Source organism: Butyricimonas sp. Marseille-P3923 (assembly GCF_900184685.1).
Classification (GTDB): Bacteria; Bacteroidota; Bacteroidia; order Bacteroidales; family Marinifilaceae; genus Butyricimonas; species Butyricimonas muris.
This window is the reverse complement of record NZ_FXXL01000005.1, coordinates 213,243-230,826: the sequence shown is the minus strand read 5'-3', so window position 1 is coordinate 230,826 and position 17,584 is coordinate 213,243. Positions and strand designations below refer to the sequence as shown.

The following is a 17,584-nucleotide window of genomic DNA, read 5'->3' as shown; positions in this document are numbered from 1 at the left end:
ACTGATACAAACTTGTTTAGATGTTTGTATTGGCTACATTTGCATATGTTTTACAACATAAAAATTGTGTGATTTTGTAATATACATTTTGTAATTTAATATTAAAGAACAAATAACTAAGTCATGAGTGAAAAGACAGAAGTTATCGACAAAAAAAATATTGTAATCCGTTTTTCGGGGGACTCGGGAGATGGTATGCAATTGACGGGTTCGCAGTTCTCGGATGCTGCAGCTTTATTTGGAAACGGGGTATCAACGTTTCCCGATTATCCCGCGGAGATACGCGCACCGCAAGGAACTGTAGGTGGTGTTTCCGGTTTTCAGGTACATATTGGGGATAATCCGGTGAAAACCCCGGGTGATTTTGCTGATGTGCTTGTGGCGATGAATCCTGCCGCTTTAAAAGCTAATTTGCGTTGGGCTAAAAAGGGTGCGACGATTATCGTGAATTTGGATGCATTTAATGATAAGAACATCGAGAAAGCAGGGTATAAGGCAAATCCGTTGGAAGATGTTGTTTTGCAGGATTATAATGTAGTCCCGGTAAAAGTGACAACTTTGACGGAAGAGGCTTTGAAAGACAGCGGTCTGGATCAAAAATCTATCGTTAAATGTAAGAATATGTTTGCTCTTGGTATGATATACTGGATGTTTGACCGTACGGTAGATCATACGAGAGATTTTATTAACCAGAAATTCGGTAAGAAACCGGAGATCGCTAAAGCTAACGTGAAAGTTTTGGAAAGCGGATTTAATTATGCTGCCAACGTACACGCTTTAGCTGTACACTTCAATGTGGCTCCTGCTCATATAGAGAAAGGTCGCTACCGTACGATTACCGGAAACAAGGCAACTGCATGGGGATTCCTTGCAGCGGCTGAAAAGGCTAATTTACCTTTGTTCTGCGGTTCTTATCCTATCACTCCGGCAACGGATATTTTACAGGAATTAGCATTAAGACGTGATTTAGGTGTGAAAACCTATCAGGCAGAGGATGAGATTGCCGGAATTTGTACTTCTATCGGTGCAAGTTACGTGGGTAATCTGGCTATAACTACTACTTCCGGTCCTGGTCTTGCATTGAAGAGCGAAGCTGCCGGATTGGCTGTAATGGCTGAATTGCCTTTGGTTATTGTTGACGTTCAACGCGGTGGTCCTTCAACAGGTCTTCCCACGAAGACGGAGCAATCCGACTTATTGCAGGCTCTTTACGGGCGTAACGGTGAAAGTCCTATGCCTGTTGTAGCGGCAAGTACCCCGGGTAACTGCTTCGATTACGCGTTCTGGGCAGCTAAAATAGCAGTTGAACACATGACTCCGGTTGTTCTGTTGACTGACGGTTATCTTGGAAACGGTGCGCAACCGTGGAAGATTCCGGCAATGAAAGATCTTCCGGTGATAACCCCGAGAGTGGCTAAAGAGGGAGATGATTACAAGCCTTACGCTCGTGATCCGGAAACTTTGGCTAGAATGTGGGCTTTGCCGGGAACGAAAGGTCTGGAACACCGCATCGGTGGTTTGGAAAAAGTAAATGTTACCGGAGAGATTAGTTATGTTCCTGAAAACCATCAGGTGATGACTGACTTGCGTGATGCGAAAGTGGCTAAGATTGCCGATTATATCCCGGAACAGGAAGTGTTCGGAAGCCAAGATGGTGGCGATGTGCTTGTTGTCGGATGGGGTGGTACTTACGGTCACTTGTATTCCGTGGTAAAGGAACTGAGAGAAGAGGGTGCGGATGTAAGTTTGGCTCACTTCAATTTTATTAATCCGCTTCCGAAGAACACGGGTGAAGTGCTTGCGAAATTCAAGAAGATTATCGTTTGCGAGTTGAATTTGGGACAATTTGCTCAATATTTGAGAGCTAAGTTCCCGCACCACAATTACTATCAGTATAATAAAGTAGCAGGATTACCTTTCACGGTAGTTGAGCTGAAAGAAAAAATAACCGAATTATTAGGAAAATAATCATGGCAGAACAATATACACCGAAAGATTTTAAGAGCAACCAAGAGATTCGTTGGTGTCCGGGTTGCGGTGACCATGGTATCATCAACTCTGTACAAAAGGCCATGGCTGAATTGGGGTACCCGAAAGAATCGTGGGCAGTTATTTCCGGAATCGGGTGTTCTTCTCGTTTCCCCTATTACATGAACACGTATGGTTTCCACACGATTCATGGGCGTGCTGCCGCGATAGCATCCGGGGCAAAGAGTGCTAACCCGAAATTGAATATCCTTCAGGTTTCCGGTGACGGTGATGCGTTGGCAATCGGGGGTAATCACTTTATTCACGCTATCCGTCGGAATATCGATATTACCACTTTAGTGTTCAATAACGAGATTTACGGTCTGACAAAAGGACAGTATTCTCCGACCACGAAATTGGGTACGAAGACTAAAACTTCTCCTTACGGTACGATTGAAACTCCGTTTAATCCCGGAGAATTGGTAATCGGTGCACAAGGAAAATTCTTTGCCCGTTCATTGGATATGAATATTAATTTGACTGCCGAGGTGATTGAGGCGGGTGTGCGTCATAAAGGGACTGCAGTTGTGGAGATTCTTCAGAATTGCGTGATTTTTGCCGATGGTGCTCATGCTGCGATTACCGATAAAGAAATGAAAGAGGAACGTCAGTTGATTTTGAAGCACGGCGAACCGATGGTTTTTGGAAAGAACAAAGATAAAGGTATCATGTTCGATATGAAAGCCGGAAAGTTGAAAGTTGTGGAGATTGGCAAAGATGGCATCACTCTTGACGATATCATGGTACATGACGCTCATAGTGTGAATCCCTCTATACATTGGATGCTGGTGCACATGAAAGCTCCGGAATATCCCGTGGCATTGGGAGTTATCCGTGATGTGGAAGGCATTACTTATAATGATGCACTGGAAGGACAGATTGAAGACGTGAAAGCAAAATCACCGATTCATTGTGTTGACGATTTATTGAACAGCGGTGACGTTTGGGAGGTAAAATAAATTGTTTGATAATAAAAAAAATAGAGGCGTTTCATTGAAACGCCTCTATTTTTTATTTCGAGTGGGGCATGGATGCGATACCCCATTGGGTATTGGGAATAGAATCCATTTTTAATTTTAAATGCCCACCGTTCATGATTTCCTTACGATAGAACCAGCAGTCGTCCAACGGTTTGCCGTTTAACGTGGCGGATTGAACGTAATAGTTTGTCGGGGAGCAATTTTCCGTTTCAATGATAAATTCTTTTCCGGAATAATATTTCGGGTCAAGTTTGATTGTAATCTTGTTGAATTTCGGGCTACCGATTTGGTAGGAGGGGGTGATGTTTGTTCCCCCTTGCACGTCGAACAGCCCCATGGCAGCCAGTACGTACCATGCTCCCAGTTGTCCTTGGTCTTCATCTTGCCCGTAGCCATAGCCGTGTTCGGGAGTGAGTCCGTAAAACTCGTCACAAATTAGACGGGTATATAGTTGTGTCAGCCAAGGTTTGCCGGAATAATTGAATAACCAAGCGTCGTGCAGGCAAGGTTGATTACCTTGGTTGTATAGTTTCTCGACACCCGAAAAACTGTCGATTTCTTTACCGCCGCCGAAAAGAGTCTTGCGTGACTCGGCGAACGTGTTTTCCAATCTTTCGTTGAAGACATCTATTCCCATGAGGGAGATTAGATTTTTCACGTCATGCGGAACGTACCACGTGTATTGGGCGGCATTCCCTTCTTGGAATCCTTTCCAGCCTTTCATCGGGTCGAAATCTTTCATGAATGTGCCGTCCTCTTCCCGCGGGCGCATGTATTTTGTTTCGGGGTCAAAAAGGTTTTTGTAAGCATGCGAGTAATATAGCAGCGTGTCATACTCGGCTGTTTTGCCCAAGGCCTTTGCCAATTGTGCTGCGGCATAGCAACTGAACGCGTATTCCAGCGTGTGGGATGCCCCGAAATTGCATACCCACTCGTTCGGGTACACGTAATCTTTCAAGGGTATATAGCCTCTCTTGATAAAGTATTCGTTATCGTATTTCCCGTTACCCATGTCCCTGCCGATGTATTCCAATTCGTTTTTACGCACGGCATCCCATGCCGTGTGGATATCGAAGTCCCGGATGCCTGCCTGATAAGCGGCACAAATCACTAACCCCTGAAAGTTGGTTTGCACGCCATTCGTGTAGACTCCAGCGGCTTCACCGTCATGTAGCCAACCGGAATTTTCGTAGAAGTCGAGATTGGATTTCACGTAGCTGGAATAGATTTCCGGGTAGGCGAGAGTCCATATTTGCGTGAGGTTCCAGAAGCCGCCCCACATGCCGTCCGTGTTGTGATGGGCGTATTGCGGTAACCCGTGTTCATCCAGAGAAATTTGACCTATCGTCTTGTCATGTTGAATAAATTGCCCGTTTATGTCGTTGGCAATGCCTCTGCCGAGTAGAGCATGGTATAGTCCGGTGTAGAATTTGGTTTTATCTTCATCGGTTCTACCCTCGACTTGTATGCGTCCCAGCATTTCGTTCCATGTTTCGCGAGCGCTGTTTCTCACGTTGTCGAATGTTTTGCCTTTTGACTCTATTTCCCGATTGTTGCGGGCGTTTTCAATGCTCGTGTAGGATAGTCCTACCTGCATTTGTATCTGTTCCTGTTCTTTTGTCTTGAAATTCAAGAATAATCCGCATCCGGGACCTTGTTCGGAATGAGAATTTTCGGTAATCTTGTCATTGACAAATGTACCGACAGATTCAGGTTGCTTGTCCAGTTTGGCGGCAAAGTAGATTTTCACTTTTCCCTCCGGCTGACAGAAAATGGCGTAAACCGGGTAGTTTTCCACCCAACCGGTCACCTCGTTGCTTTCGGGATGATAGGTTACTTCTGCGTCGGTCACGGTTGCGCTTTCGCCTTGTTTGTGTCCGATGTCGAATAATATTCTTGCTTCCGGTGATTCGGGGAAAGTGTAGCGGTGAAAACCCGTGCGGGTTGTTGCCGTGAGTTCGGCTTTGATATTGTAATCGGTGAGATTCACGGAATAATACCCCGGTGTGGAGCATTCCGTGTTCTTGTCGATGCGGGAACGATAACCTTCATCCGGGTTTTCAAGAGAACCGGGAAGTGTTTTCAATGTACCCGTGGTTGGGATTGTCACGACTCCCCCGATTTGAAACTCGTGAAAATGGGCAAAGCCCTCGAGCGAATGATGACGGTCATCATATCCACAGGGAGTCCAACTTCCGTAACTTCCATAGGCGTTTGTCGTCGGGGCTAATTTTGCCATACCCATGGGGAGTGCCGCGGGTGTATAGAAGAACCAACGACAATGCACGGAACCGATTTGTGGGTCTACCCAATCAACGGGTTGCTTTTTTACGTTCGTGTCTTGACACGAGTAAAGTAGTGATATTAACAAGAATAGGCTACTGAGAGTTCTCATGGATGCTTATTATTTTTAAAGTTTTAATGATTTTGCCGACAAAATTATCCTTTTTAGATTTCTTCTTCGGTAAAAAATAATAAATTTGTAATGCAAAGAATTAAAATTTTCTCCTATGATGCATCTGAATATACTAAGCGTTACATTACCTTTGACCAATCCGGTGTTGATATTCTCTGTAATTCTTTTTATTATTCTGTTTGCACCTCTCTTGTTACACCGGTTCCGGATTCCGGATATTGTCGGTTTGATCATAGCCGGTGCCGTGATAGGTCCTTACGGCCTGCACGTTATGGATCGGGATAGCAGTATCGTGTTGTTCGGGACGGTAGGATTATTGTATATCATGTTTGTTGCCGGTCTGGAAATAGACATGGCGGATTTCAAAAAGAATAGCAAGAGAAGTTTAATATTCGGTTTGTACACGTTTTTTATTCCGATGATTCTGGGAACGTTTGCGGGAGTCTATTTATTGGATTTTTCTTATCCGACTTCCATATTGTTGGCGAGTATGTTTGCTTCGCATACTTTGGTGACTTATCCGATTGTCAGTAAATACGGGATCACGAAAAACAGGGCGGTCAATGTTGCGATCGGGGGAACTGTTGTTACTTGCCTGCTCGCTCTGCTCGTGTTGGCGGTGATTGTCGGAATGTCTACCGGGGAACTGACTCAAGGTTTTTGGATCAGACTGGGAGTTTTGACGGTATTGTTCGCGTTTATTGTCTTGTGGGTTTTTCCTGTCGTGGGACATTGGTATCTCAAGCGTTATGATGATCGGGTAGGGCAATTTATTTTTGTGCTGGGATTGGTCTTCTTGGCTTCTTTCTTGGCGGAGGCCGCCGGGTTGGAGGCGATTATCGGGGCATTCCTCGCGGGGTTGGCATTGAATCGTCTGATACCGAATACTTCCGCATTGATGAACCGGATCGAGTTCGTGGGAAACGCTCTTTTTATCCCGTTCTTTTTGATAGGAGTCGGGATGCTGGTTAATTTTCACGTGTTTTTTAATGATCTGACTTCGATATGGGTAGCGGTAGTTATGACGGTGGTAGCCACGGTTTCCAAGTTTATTCCGGCATGGTTGACTCAACGGAACTTTAAATTCACGAGTTCGGAGAGAACGTTGATTTTCGGGTTGAGTAACGCGCAAGCTGCGGCAACTTTGGCAGCAGTGTTGGTCGGGTATAACGTGATATTAGGGACGACACCGAACGGGGAACCGATTCGTTTGCTGAACGAGAGCGTGTTGAACGGTACGATCGTGATGATTCTGGTGACTTGTATTGTCGCTTCCTTTGCCACGCAGAAAGGGGCGCAAGAGGTAGCCTTGGCGGAGTTTGCCGAGGAAGAGATGGAAAGTGACGAGGATGCGGAAGACCGGATATTGATCCCGTTGAGTAATATCGAGAACGTGGAAGAGTTGGTCAATCTTGCCGTAACTATAAAATCAAAGAAAGCGAAGGCGGTTATGACCGCTTTGAACGTGATTAAAGCGGACACGGGTGATTCGACGGCAGAAAAAAGAGCGAATCTGTTATTGGAAAAAGCCACGAAAGCGGCAGCCGCCACGGACAACCAGTTAGTGACTTCTTTGCGCTACGACGACGACGTGGTGAACGGTATTAAAAATGCCACGAAAGAACATAAGATCACGGATATTGTGTTGGGACTCCGTAAAGAGGGCGAGATATCGGATACTTTCCTAGGTAATCTGACAGACCGGGTTTTGTCGAAATGCGCGACGACTACTTTGGTGTACCGGCCGTCGCAACCCTTATCGACAATCAAACGATATATCGTGGTGGTTCCCCCTCGTGCCGAACGGGAAATCGGTTTTCCGTATTGGGTGATACGGATATGGAATATTGCTAAAAATTCGAGTAGTAAAATTATATTTTATGCTGATGCCTCGGTGTTGTCGGTCTTGCAGGAAGTGAACGCGAAACATGCTGTTGAAGTCGAATTTAATGAATTTGCCGATTGGGATGATTTCCTGATTATTTCCCGTGATGTGAAGGAGAACGATGCTTTGATGATCGTGATGAGCCGTCGGAATTACCCGTCTTACGTGAAAAACATGACGTTGGTGCCGACGTATCTGAACAAATATTTCAATAGGCATAGTTGTATTTTGATTTACCCGATGCAAATAGGTATAGGTGAACAGGAACTTGGAGCGCTAAAGAGTATACCGCACGCGGATTCACATGATAGTCTGGATGATTTGGCGGACGTGATGAGGAGTCTGTTTAAAAGGAATAAATAATTTTATGTGGTAGGTGTATGAAAAAAGTCGTTGTCATTTTAGGGATTATTTTACTGGCTTATGCGTTTAAGGAAATGTCCCCGTTCGAGAAAAAGTTGTTGAGTAACCTCACGGCACAGATTCGGGAATTGCAGCAGGAAAAACTTTATCTGCACACGGATAAAAGTGTCTATAACGTGGGGGAAAAAGTCTGGTTTCGGGCGTATCTTGTTCATGCGGCGGGCTTGCAGCCTATCGTGTACAGTCGATTCGTGTATGTTGATTTGGTAGACCGACGGGATTCTATCGTGCAGCGTATCAAGGTGGTGTCACGGGATTCTTCTTTTTACGGTCAGGTGAATATCCCGAAGGATTTGCAACAAGGGGATTATTGTTTGCGGGGATATACTTACTATATGCAGAATCAAGGGGAGGATTTCCTGTTCAAGAAGAAAATACGGGTTATAAATCCGGAAGATTCCAAGGTGTGGACGGATGTGACTTACACGAAAAACCGGGAGAATAATTACACGGCGACGATTCGGTTGCTGGACAGCGAGGGAGAGCCTTATGATAGGGTTTTACTGACCTATATTGCCGGAATTAAAAAGGATCAGTATTCCAAGAAAAACGCCCGGACGGATAAGGAGGGGAAATTCGAGGTGAAGATTGACACCACGATGAAAACTATCGAGGTGGAGTTTCCGGAGGGACGTCCGTTTTCTTTCAAACGATATATTCATATACCAGCCCATTTGCGGGATTTTGACGTGCAGTTTTTCCCAGAAGGCGGTTCGTTGTTGTCCAATAATTGGCAGAAAGTGGCGTTCAAGGCTATCGGGGCGGATGGGCGTGCCGTTCATGCCAGCGGAGAAGTATATCAGGATTCCGTGGTGATTGCCACGATAGAAACAGTACATGACGGGATGGGATGTTTCAAGTTACCGGTGAATCCGGGTAAGGAATTTTATGCCGTCATGAAAACGGAAGAAGGGGTCGAAAAGCGATTTGATTTGCCCAAGGTTTCTGACGACGGGTGGGGTATTTCGCTTATCGGGCAGGACTCTATGTTACATTATCGGGTAATTAAGGCAGTGAATGCGAAATTACCGAAAGAGTTGTATGTTCTGGTACATTGCCGCGGTATGCTTCTGGGGTCCAACCGGGTAAACGGATTAATGAAAGGAAGTATCGATATGAGTGTTATTCCGGAGGGAATTTCACATATCGTGTTGATGGACGGGGATGCTAACGTGTATAGCCAGCGTTTGTTTTTCAGGAAGCTCAAACAACGTCCCGAATTGAAGATCACCACGAATAAACCGACTTATGTCAGTCGGGAACTGGTGGAGATGGAAATTGATTTCGATGAACCTTTCAAGGGATATCTGGACGGCTCTTTTTCTATTTCTGTCACGGATAATGATAAGGTGGTGCAGGATTCGCTGGAGGATAATATTTTGTCCAATCTGCTGATGACTTCCGATATAAAGGGGTATATAGATCATCCCGCGTATTACTTTAACGATACAACCCCGGAAGTTGCTGCGCATCTTGACCTCGTGATGATGACTCACGGGTGGACCCGGTTTGACATTTCCAAGATTGCTAAAGGAGAGTTCTCTGAAATGAAATTCCCGTTGGAAATCGGACAAATCGTGTCCGGACGGGTAAATAATTTCTGGGGGAAGAAGTCAAAGGGAGCGAATATCGTGTTGATTTCCAATTACGGGCTTTGCCGTATGGTGGAAACGGACGAAACGGGAAATTTTGTCGTGGACGGAATAGCATTCCATGACAGCACGAGTTTTCTGGTACAGGCATTGAGTGCGAAAGGGCGTCGGGGTGTTACCGTGAGAGTGGATGAGGATGAATTTCTGCCTGCCGTTTATGATTTACCCTATAATATGCAGGAGAAAAAGAAAGAAGAGGAATTTTACAAGCAACACGGGTTGAATTACTATTACGAGAATGGCGAGAAAATATACGTGTTGGACGAGGTGCAAGTCGTCCGGCGGAAAATCAAGAAGTCTTACTCGTTCTATGATAATCTGGCGAACCACCAGTTGGATTCCGCCCAAATTGCCGAGAATGGAATGTTCGATATCACCCAGATTATCCAATTGTTACCCGGTGTCACGCTCGAGAATGATGACGAGGGGGAAGAGTGTTTCAAGCAGTTCGGGCGTAAACTTTATATACTGGTGAATGATTTCGAGGAGCCGATGGATCAAATCCGGTTGATTCCGGTGGGTGCGTTACGGAATATATCTTTGTTAGACGGTATGCAGGGACAGATATTTTTTGGCAAACAGGGAGCGAACGGGGTGTTGATTATTTCAGCGGAACCGGGATGGACTCCGAAACCCTTGGGACGTCCGAACGTATTACCGTTTAAGCTACTGGGTTATCAAGTACCGGACGAATTCTATGTACCGAAATATGACGTGGATTCCGTACGCAAGGATAATCGCTATGACGAGCGTTCCACGATTTACTGGAAGCCGGTTGTGACGATAGACAAGGGAAATCCGGCAAAGCTGTCGTTCTATACCGCTGATACTTACGGGAAATATACCGTTACCGTGGAGGGAATCACGACAAATGGAATTATTTGCCGGAAGCGAATACCGTTAATACTGAAATGATCCTATATAAATTTATGCATCGTGATAGATAGAAGTTTACAAAACAAGAGATTTCGGGAAGAGCCGGATTATCTGGTGAAAAGACTCCGGGAAAGCGATGAGGAAGCTTTGGCTTTCTTGTTGACGACTTACGGCAAGTCTCTTTATTTTTATTGTAACTCTATTCTGAAAAATGATGTTTTCTCGGAAGACATTGTACAGGAAAGTTTTATGAGTTTGTGGGAACGACGGAAAGATTTTGTTGCTTTACTACCGATTCGTGTATTTCTTTACCAGAGTGCCCGGAATAAGTGTTTGGATCAATTAAAGCATCAGCAAGTGATAGAGAAGCATGAAAACGAGCTGATTCGGGAGTTGAGCGAAGATACTTTGGACGAGAAGATGATCGAGGAGGAATTGCTGGGGCAACTCTATCGGGCGATAGAAGAATTGCCGACCGAATGTGCCCGGGTATTCAAATTAGGGTTGGAGGGATTGAGTAATCAAGAGATTGCCGACACGTTGAAAGTATCTATCCACACGGTGAAAACACAAAAACAACGGGCGATGACGACCTTGAAAAATCGTTTTGGTGCAGGAGTCGTATTAGTGGTTTTCGGGGAAGCTTTTTTATGGCTGTAGAGATTGTTGCTGAATAATCCGGTATGGCGAAATCCGTGTAAAACACGGTGTAGTTTCCAAGAATTTATATCGGATTTTGTTTAGTTCGTATCGGTTAATTTTTAAGGTGGATTATTTTTTTTCAAAATAAATGGAAAACTTGTCATTCTTTTTGATAGGGTAGTCGTTATTTGTTCAAATGGTGGAAATGCAAGTATGGTAAATGACAAAAATAATTTGAAGATAGCTTCGTGGATTGCAGCCCGAATGAAAGGAATTATTCTTCCGGATGAAGAGAAAGCTTTGGAAGAATGGTTGGCGGAAAGTGATGAACATAAGGCTTTTTACGAACGGGTGACGGAGGCGGAATTTGTTGCCGGAAGATTGCGGGAATATGAGGCTTATTCTTTGGAAAAGATGAAGGAGAGGGTAATGTCCGGCGTGCGGCAGACCGGACGAAAAGTTCGACGGATACGTTGGTTTGTGCGGGTGGCTGCCGTGTTATTGATACCTTTGCTGGCTGTAGGAATCCTTTTATTCACGAGCGAAGAGCAGAAGCCGAGTCCGGTGGTGGCGGATGTGCTTCCCGGTGGAGAACGTGCTATATTGGAAATGGCTGACGGCAGCAGGATAGATTTGACAGCCGGAGAGGCAAAAGACCTTTCGCGTATGGCCGGAATAATGGTAAAGAATGATTCAAATATACTCGCTTATCAAGTGGATGGAAATGTTTCGGGGACAAAGTTGGAGTACAACACGATAATTATTCCCCGCGGGGGAGAGTATCGATTGACACTGGCAGACGGGACACGGGTGTGGTTGAATTCGGAAACCCGGTTGCGTTACCCGGTGGTTTTCACGGGTGAGCGACGGGATGTGTATCTGGAAGGTGAAGCCTATTTCGAGGTGACACGCACGGGAAAACCGTTTGAGGTACATTGTGAAGGTGTGGCAATACGGGTGTTGGGTACTGCGTTTAATGTAATGGCTTATCGGAATGAGCCCGTGATACAGACTACGTTGGTAAACGGAAGTGTGCGGGTAACTTCGGAAATACAGCCGGGACAACCGGTGGTGCTGACTCCCGGACGGCAGGCCGAGATGAATGTACGCACGGGGAATATCGAGAGCCGGGAAGTCAGCGTGGAGAGTTACGTGGGATGGAAAGATCAGCTCTTTGTGTTTGACGAGGAGAATATGGAGAGTATGATGCGTAAATTAGCCCGTTGGTATGACGTGGATATCACGATCGAGTCGCCCGTGTTGCGGGAAAAGACTTTTTACGGGGTGATCCGGAAGTACGAGAATATTTCAAAAATATTGGATATGCTGAAAAAGACCCAGAACGTGGACTACACGATTAAGGGTCGAAATATCGTGATAAAAGAAATCCGATAAGATCGGGTAAATCTTATCGGACAGATTGTAATTAAACTCGCCTCGGTTTGGCAATTGACGCGAGAATAAATTAAAAACGTAACAAATGTATGAAAAAACAAGGATTAATTGTTCACCTGCATGGGTGGAAAAGTAAAATTTTGCGAGTGATGCGACTAATTGTAATCATGATGCTGTTCCCGACTTTGCTGTCTGCATTGCCGGGATTGGGACAACAGCAAATTAAAATGGAAGTGAAAGGTGCGACACTGGAACAGGTGCTGAAGGAGTTGCGCGCGTTGTCTGGGTATTATATCCTGTATAATATTCAGGACGTGAGAGCCGTGAAAGGAGTCGATCTGAAGGTGAAAAATGCGACCGTGGAGGAAGTGTTGAAACTCTGCCTGAAGAATACTAATTTAGTTTACGAGATTTCTGATAAAACGATATTGATATCCGCAAAGAAAGCGACGGTTAGTCAACCACAACAGCGAGAGCGTAGGATTCATGGCGTGGTGAAAGACGAGCAAGGGCATCGGTTAGCGGGAGTTGTGGTGTTTTTGAAAAGTAACCCGCGACAGGGAACCGTGACGGATTCGCTGGGATTTTTTTCTATCAACGTGAAGGACGGTATAGAAGAGAAATTACTTGTCCGTTTCGTGGGAATGGAATCGCAAGTTGTTCCGGTGACGAAAGTGATGGTATACGAGATTGTGATGCGGGAAAAAGTGGAAGAGGTAGACGAAGTTGTTGTAACGGGTTACCAGACTATTGCCAAAGAATTGTCGGCAGCTTCGACCTACACGGTGAAAATGGAAGATGTTATGGTGCCGGGAGCTACTTCCGTGGAAGATGTTCTACAGGGTGAAATTCCGGGCTTGATGTTGCTGTATGGTTCCGGCAGTCCTTCTTCTTTGCCAAAGGTGAGAATGCGGGGAACGGCAACATTGTTGGGTAATGCCGCTCCGGTATGGGTGGTCGACGGGGTGATTCAGGAAGATATCATGAACCTGTCGAATGAAGATATAATGGCTTTGTCGGACGGGGAAGATTACTCTATGTTCGGTAATGCCATTTCCGGTTTGAACCCGATGGATATTGAAAGTATCACTTTTCTGAAAGACGCGGCAGCTACCGCTATTTATGGAACGAAAGCGGCCAATGGGGTTATTGTGGTTACTACTAAAAAAGGAAGTGCCCGAAAAATGACGGTGTCGTACACGGGAAATTTGAAATTCACGGAGCGTCCGAGTTACCGGAAGTCGGCTAACATGATGAATTCTAAACAGAGAATGGCTATCACGAAAGAGATGTTTGACGATTGCCTTGTGTTTGAAGTGTTGCCACAGTACGGTTTCGAGAAAACCATGATTGATTATTTGAACGGGAAAGGGTCACTGGAGGATGCCTTGAAAGAGTATCAATACCGCGAGCAACTTAACACGGATTGGTTTGATTTGCTATTCGAGAACACGGTAAGTGATAATCATTCGTTGTCAGTTTCCGGTGGAAATCAAAATACAACGTATTATGTTTCATTGGGACTTGCTAATGACCGGGGAACTCAAAAAGGTGACGACACGAAACGTTACACGGCTAACGTGCGGGTGAACACGGAATTGGCTAAATGGTTGAAAGCGGATTTAAAAATGGGTTATTCGAGCCGTAAAGTATGGGGTTTCATGGGAACTACCCCGATGTATTATGCCTTGCAGACATCGAGAACGATTGCTCCTGACGAGCGTTATATCACCGAGATAAAATCTTTATCCGGGGATGTTGACGGGATAAAATATAAATTCGAGAACCCGATCACGTTTAATATTTTCGACGAGTTGGCAAACACTTCCAAGAAAACCCAGACAACGGAATTTTCTGCTTCTGCAAATTTGAAAATGGATATTTGGAAGGGTTTACGGGGCGAACTGCTTTTTGCTTATAAGGAGGCACATGGAGTGGAGATTGGTTACGCCACGGAGCAAAGTGCCTATATGGCACGAAAAAGAGGGTATGATTACGGTACTGTCGATATCGGGGGAATGGAAAGTAAGCTTTCCCAATACCCGTACGGGGGATATTACCAACGCCGCGATCAGGATAATAACCGATGGGAACTTCGCGGAACACTTCGGTTTACCCACGTGTGGAAGGAGGCTCACTCGTTGAATCTTATGGGTGGAGGTCAAATTTCTTCACAGAAAAGCAGTGGCTTTAATTCCAGTGATTATGGTTATTTCCCGGACAGGGGAAAGACTATTTTTTATGAATATAATAAAGATGATTCCGGTTTTTTAGGCAATAATTATGGTTCTTCGACGTCGAAACACCGCGTGACACTTTCGGACAGACCCAACAATGCCGTGAAAGTAATGGCAGCATTGGTTTATGATTACAAACGTCGTTACGTGCTGAATGCTAGTTTTAGCGTGGATGGAACCAATCGCTTCGGTGAGAACAAGAAGTTCCGTTTCTCTCCTATATGGAGCGTGAGTGGTCGTTGGAACATGTTGGAGGAGAAGTGGATGAAAGATCAGAATTTGTTAAGTGCTCTCGACGTGAAAGTGAGCTACGGTTTTCAGGGAAACGTGGTGTATGGCGTGAGTCCGAAATTGATAGCCGGGTATCTGACCGGAAATAATGCGATAAATCCTTACGTGGGAGAATTCCAATTACAATTGAGAAATATCCCCAATTCCGATCTGGATTGGGAGAAGACGCGTACCGTGAATTTTGGAGTGGATTTGGGATTCTGGAAAAACAGATTCTCGCTATCAGCGGAATACTATATCAAATTTGGTGATAAGGTATTATATGATAGACAATTGCCATTGGCGTACGGGGTTGAGAAAACTTATTTTAATGATAGTAAGTTGACTAATGAGGGTGTTGAATTGTCATTGAGGGGGAATGTCGTGAAAACAAAAGATTGGAACTTCGTTTTGTCGGCTAACGTGGCTTTTACGCGTAACGAGGTTAAACGTCCCGGGTATAGAGATGTGTACTTGAGTTATTTGAACGGGTATTCCGCTTTTTCAGGTTACTCCGTGGGTTCTTTCTGGTCGTGGAACTTTAAAGAATTGGGAAGCAATGGAATGCCTATTTTTGATTTAGGGGAAAACACCTCTTACACGAAAGAAGAATTAAGAAGTGATCCGATGAAATATCTGGTACATTCCGGTAGTAAAAATCCGGATATAGTAGGAGGATTTAACGTGAACCTATCCTATCGGAATTTATCCTTTAATTCGAGTTTCGCTTTTGCTTTGGGAGCAATGAAGCGGTTGCGTACGGTTTATCAGAAGGGGCAATATACGGTTACCGTTCCGAAATTCGATGCAAATTTGCCCGTGGAATTTGTTGAACACTGGAGAAAATCCGGGGATGAAAATACAACCAACAAACCGGGTTTCTTGCGTCCCACGGAATCGGCATCTTGCATACACCCCGGTGGAACAAGTAATATCTATGAAATGTGGGATGCTTCCCAGCATCGAGTAGTGAGTGCCGATTTCATGCGTTGCAAATCGATGACTTTGACCTATAAAGTGCCCGAGAAGATATTGTCAAACGTGAAATTATCCTTTTTGTCTTTCAGTTTGACGGGAACGAATCTGTTTGTGATAAAGAATAAACGGTTGCATAAAGAAGATCCGGAAGCCGGTTCCATGAATGTACCGATTCTTCCATCGTATAATTTTTCAATTAATTTAAATTTATAGGAGTACCATGAGAAGATTGAATATATTACTGTTGATAAGTCTTGTGCTAATCTGTCAGGCTTGTGATGATTTTTTGGCGAAAACTCCTTCGGATGAAGTAACTCCGGAATCTACCCAAGCATTTAGTGAATTATTGTTGTACGAGGGATATCTGCCTAATAGTCAGGTTGTGAATAGGATGCTCTATTACATGGATGATGACGTGGAGAATAATTATCCGACCAGTACTTACTCTTCGGGATACAGGGATGCTGATATCGAGAATAAATTATTCTACACGTGGCAACCCGGGGCTGTAAATGATGTCATTAATAATACGGCGGGGAATACTTATAGTGCGACTAAGGGGGTGTTACCTTGGCAGGCTCATTTTAAATGTATCTTGGGGTGCAATATTATTCTGGTATACGCGGATGAATCCGTCGGTTCGGAAATTGACAAAAATTATTTAAAAGGAGAGGCTTATTGTCTGCGTGCGTTCCATTATTTCCAGCTGGTGAATTTGTACGGTTGGCCTTATAATGACGAGAAAAACGATCCCAAGGTAAGTTTGGGTGTTCCTATTGTTACCGAACCGGAAATCGGGGCGTTAAGTCTTGCCCGGAGTACGGTAGAACAGGTTTATTCGTTGATCGTCGAAGATATCGAGAATAGTATAAGATATTTTGATAAAGGGAAAAAGGAAAGTACGAAATACCGGGTATCTTCTCTCACTGCCCATTTGCTGGCTTCAAGAATCTATTTGTACATGGAAAATTGGGAAAAGGCGTTGGAGCATGCCCGGGTGGTTATGGGACAAAAAAAATTGTGTGATTATACACAAGGTGTACCGACGGCTATTTTTACGGCTGAAAATGATGATATTCTCTGGATGTACGGGACCAAGGATAACGTGTGGGGCATAGGTGATGCCAGTCTTTCCAGCAGTGCGTTTGTCGCTTCTTATAGTCTGTATGAATCCTTTGAAAGTGAAGATTGGAAAGATGCCCGTGCTGACGGTTTCTTCTCTGTGGCAAGGGATAGTGTATTTGACTCGCATTACGATTATGAAACGGGACAGGTTATTAAGGAACTTATTAGTACGAGTGTCATGGTTTCCGTTTTGAAATACCCGACTTCAACATCAGCTTACACGCAAGGAGTGCGGGTGACGGAGGCTTACCTGAACGCGATCGAAGCATTGTTGGGACAATACAAGGCGGGAAATGCCGGGGCAGGAAATGAGGCATTGCAATTGTTGAACGACTTCCGTTCCAAACGTTACGTGTCTGCGGGCGGAGCTGCCCTTCCCGGTATTGAGATGAAAAATGCCGATGAATTAATAGATATCTATCGTCTGGAACGCCGGAAGGAGTTGTGTTACGAGGGACAACGCTGGTTCGATTTGCGTCGTTTCGGTATGCCCCGTTTGGAAAAGATTTGGGCTCTTGACGGGAATACACGAGAGAAATACGTGTTGGAGAAGCATGACCCTCTGTACGTGTTGGAAATTCCTGCTTACGTGACAGATTTGAATAGTGGCTTGCAATTGAACGAGACGTTATCGTCTCCGCGTTTACCCGTGAGTTTATAATAAAATAGTAGAAGAC

Annotated in this window: 9 protein-coding genes; 8 read left to right on the top strand and 1 reads right to left on the bottom strand. The window is 44.7% G+C overall.

All coding sequences use genetic code 11. The annotated features are described in order from the left end of the window. Window positions 1-123 precede the first annotated feature (123 nt). Window positions 124-1,968, top strand: coding sequence for a 2-oxoacid:acceptor oxidoreductase subunit alpha (locus CS948_RS04550; RefSeq protein WP_099290539.1), 1,845 nt, complete (start codon window positions 124-126; stop codon window positions 1,966-1,968). 2 nt (window positions 1,969-1,970) lie between these two features. After that, window positions 1,971-2,987 carry a 2-oxoacid:ferredoxin oxidoreductase subunit beta gene (locus CS948_RS04545; protein ID WP_099290538.1) on the top strand — a complete coding sequence of 339 codons (1,017 nt, stop codon included), beginning with the start codon at window positions 1,971-1,973 and terminating at the stop codon, window positions 2,985-2,987. A 52-nt stretch (window positions 2,988-3,039) separates the two neighbouring features. Here the strand turns inward: CS948_RS04545 and CS948_RS04540 are convergent, their stop codons facing one another. Next, window positions 3,040-5,403 carry a GH92 family glycosyl hydrolase gene (locus CS948_RS04540; protein WP_099290537.1) on the bottom strand — a complete coding sequence of 788 codons (2,364 nt, stop codon included), beginning with the start codon at window positions 5,401-5,403 and terminating at the stop codon, window positions 3,040-3,042. Between the two features lie 115 nt (window positions 5,404-5,518). On the opposite strand from CS948_RS04540, the gene CS948_RS04535 reads away from it, so the two are divergent. The 6 genes from CS948_RS04535 (at window position 5,519) to CS948_RS04510 (ending at window position 17,568) form a co-directional block, all read left to right on the top strand. Further along, the gene (locus CS948_RS04535) at window positions 5,519-7,672 is read left to right on the top strand and encodes a cation:proton antiporter (RefSeq protein WP_099290536.1); all 2,154 of its coding nucleotides are present in this window, start codon (window positions 5,519-5,521) and stop codon (window positions 7,670-7,672) included. Window positions 7,673-7,689: 17 nt separating this feature from the next. Then, window positions 7,690-10,299 (top strand): hypothetical protein, encoded by a 2,610-nt coding sequence (locus CS948_RS04530; protein ID WP_099290535.1) that lies wholly within the window; start codon window positions 7,690-7,692, stop codon window positions 10,297-10,299. A 21-nt stretch (window positions 10,300-10,320) separates the two neighbouring features. Beyond that, window positions 10,321-10,920: an RNA polymerase sigma-70 factor gene (locus CS948_RS04525; RefSeq protein ID WP_176554918.1), complete on the top strand. Its 600-nt coding sequence runs from the start codon at window positions 10,321-10,323 to the stop codon at window positions 10,918-10,920. Between the two features lie 195 nt (window positions 10,921-11,115). Then, on the top strand, window positions 11,116-12,297 hold the full coding sequence (locus CS948_RS04520) for a FecR domain-containing protein (protein WP_099290533.1): 1,182 nt from the start codon (window positions 11,116-11,118) through the stop codon (window positions 12,295-12,297). Between the two features lie 149 nt (window positions 12,298-12,446). Next, complete coding sequence (locus CS948_RS04515) at window positions 12,447-15,995, top strand: SusC/RagA family TonB-linked outer membrane protein (protein ID WP_176554917.1); 3,549 nt, start codon at window positions 12,447-12,449, stop codon at window positions 15,993-15,995. A gap of 7 nt (window positions 15,996-16,002) precedes the next feature. Then, entirely contained in the window at window positions 16,003-17,568 is a 1,566-nt protein-coding gene (locus CS948_RS04510) for a RagB/SusD family nutrient uptake outer membrane protein (protein WP_099290531.1), read from the top strand. The last annotated feature ends 16 nt before the right edge of the window (window positions 17,569-17,584 follow it).

What these genes read in the sequence shown, in the direction of transcription:
- CS948_RS04535 (WP_099290536.1), top strand. Translation starts at nt 5,519, where the DNA reads ATGATGCATCTGAATATACTAAGCGTTACATTACCTTTGACCAATCCG.
- CS948_RS04515 (WP_176554917.1), top strand. Translation starts at nt 12,447, where the DNA reads ATGCGACTAATTGTAATCATGATGCTGTTCCCGACTTTGCTGTCTGCA.
- CS948_RS04545 (WP_099290538.1), top strand. Translation starts at nt 1,971, where the DNA reads ATGGCAGAACAATATACACCGAAAGATTTTAAGAGCAACCAAGAGATT.
- CS948_RS04530 (WP_099290535.1), top strand. Translation starts at nt 7,690, where the DNA reads ATGAAAAAAGTCGTTGTCATTTTAGGGATTATTTTACTGGCTTATGCG.
- CS948_RS04540 (WP_099290537.1), bottom strand. Translation starts at nt 5,403, where the DNA reads ATGAGAACTCTCAGTAGCCTATTCTTGTTAATATCACTACTTTACTCG.
- CS948_RS04550 (WP_099290539.1), top strand. Translation starts at nt 124, where the DNA reads ATGAGTGAAAAGACAGAAGTTATCGACAAAAAAAATATTGTAATCCGT.
- CS948_RS04520 (WP_099290533.1), top strand. Translation starts at nt 11,116, where the DNA reads ATGGTAAATGACAAAAATAATTTGAAGATAGCTTCGTGGATTGCAGCC.
- CS948_RS04510 (WP_099290531.1), top strand. Translation starts at nt 16,003, where the DNA reads ATGAGAAGATTGAATATATTACTGTTGATAAGTCTTGTGCTAATCTGT.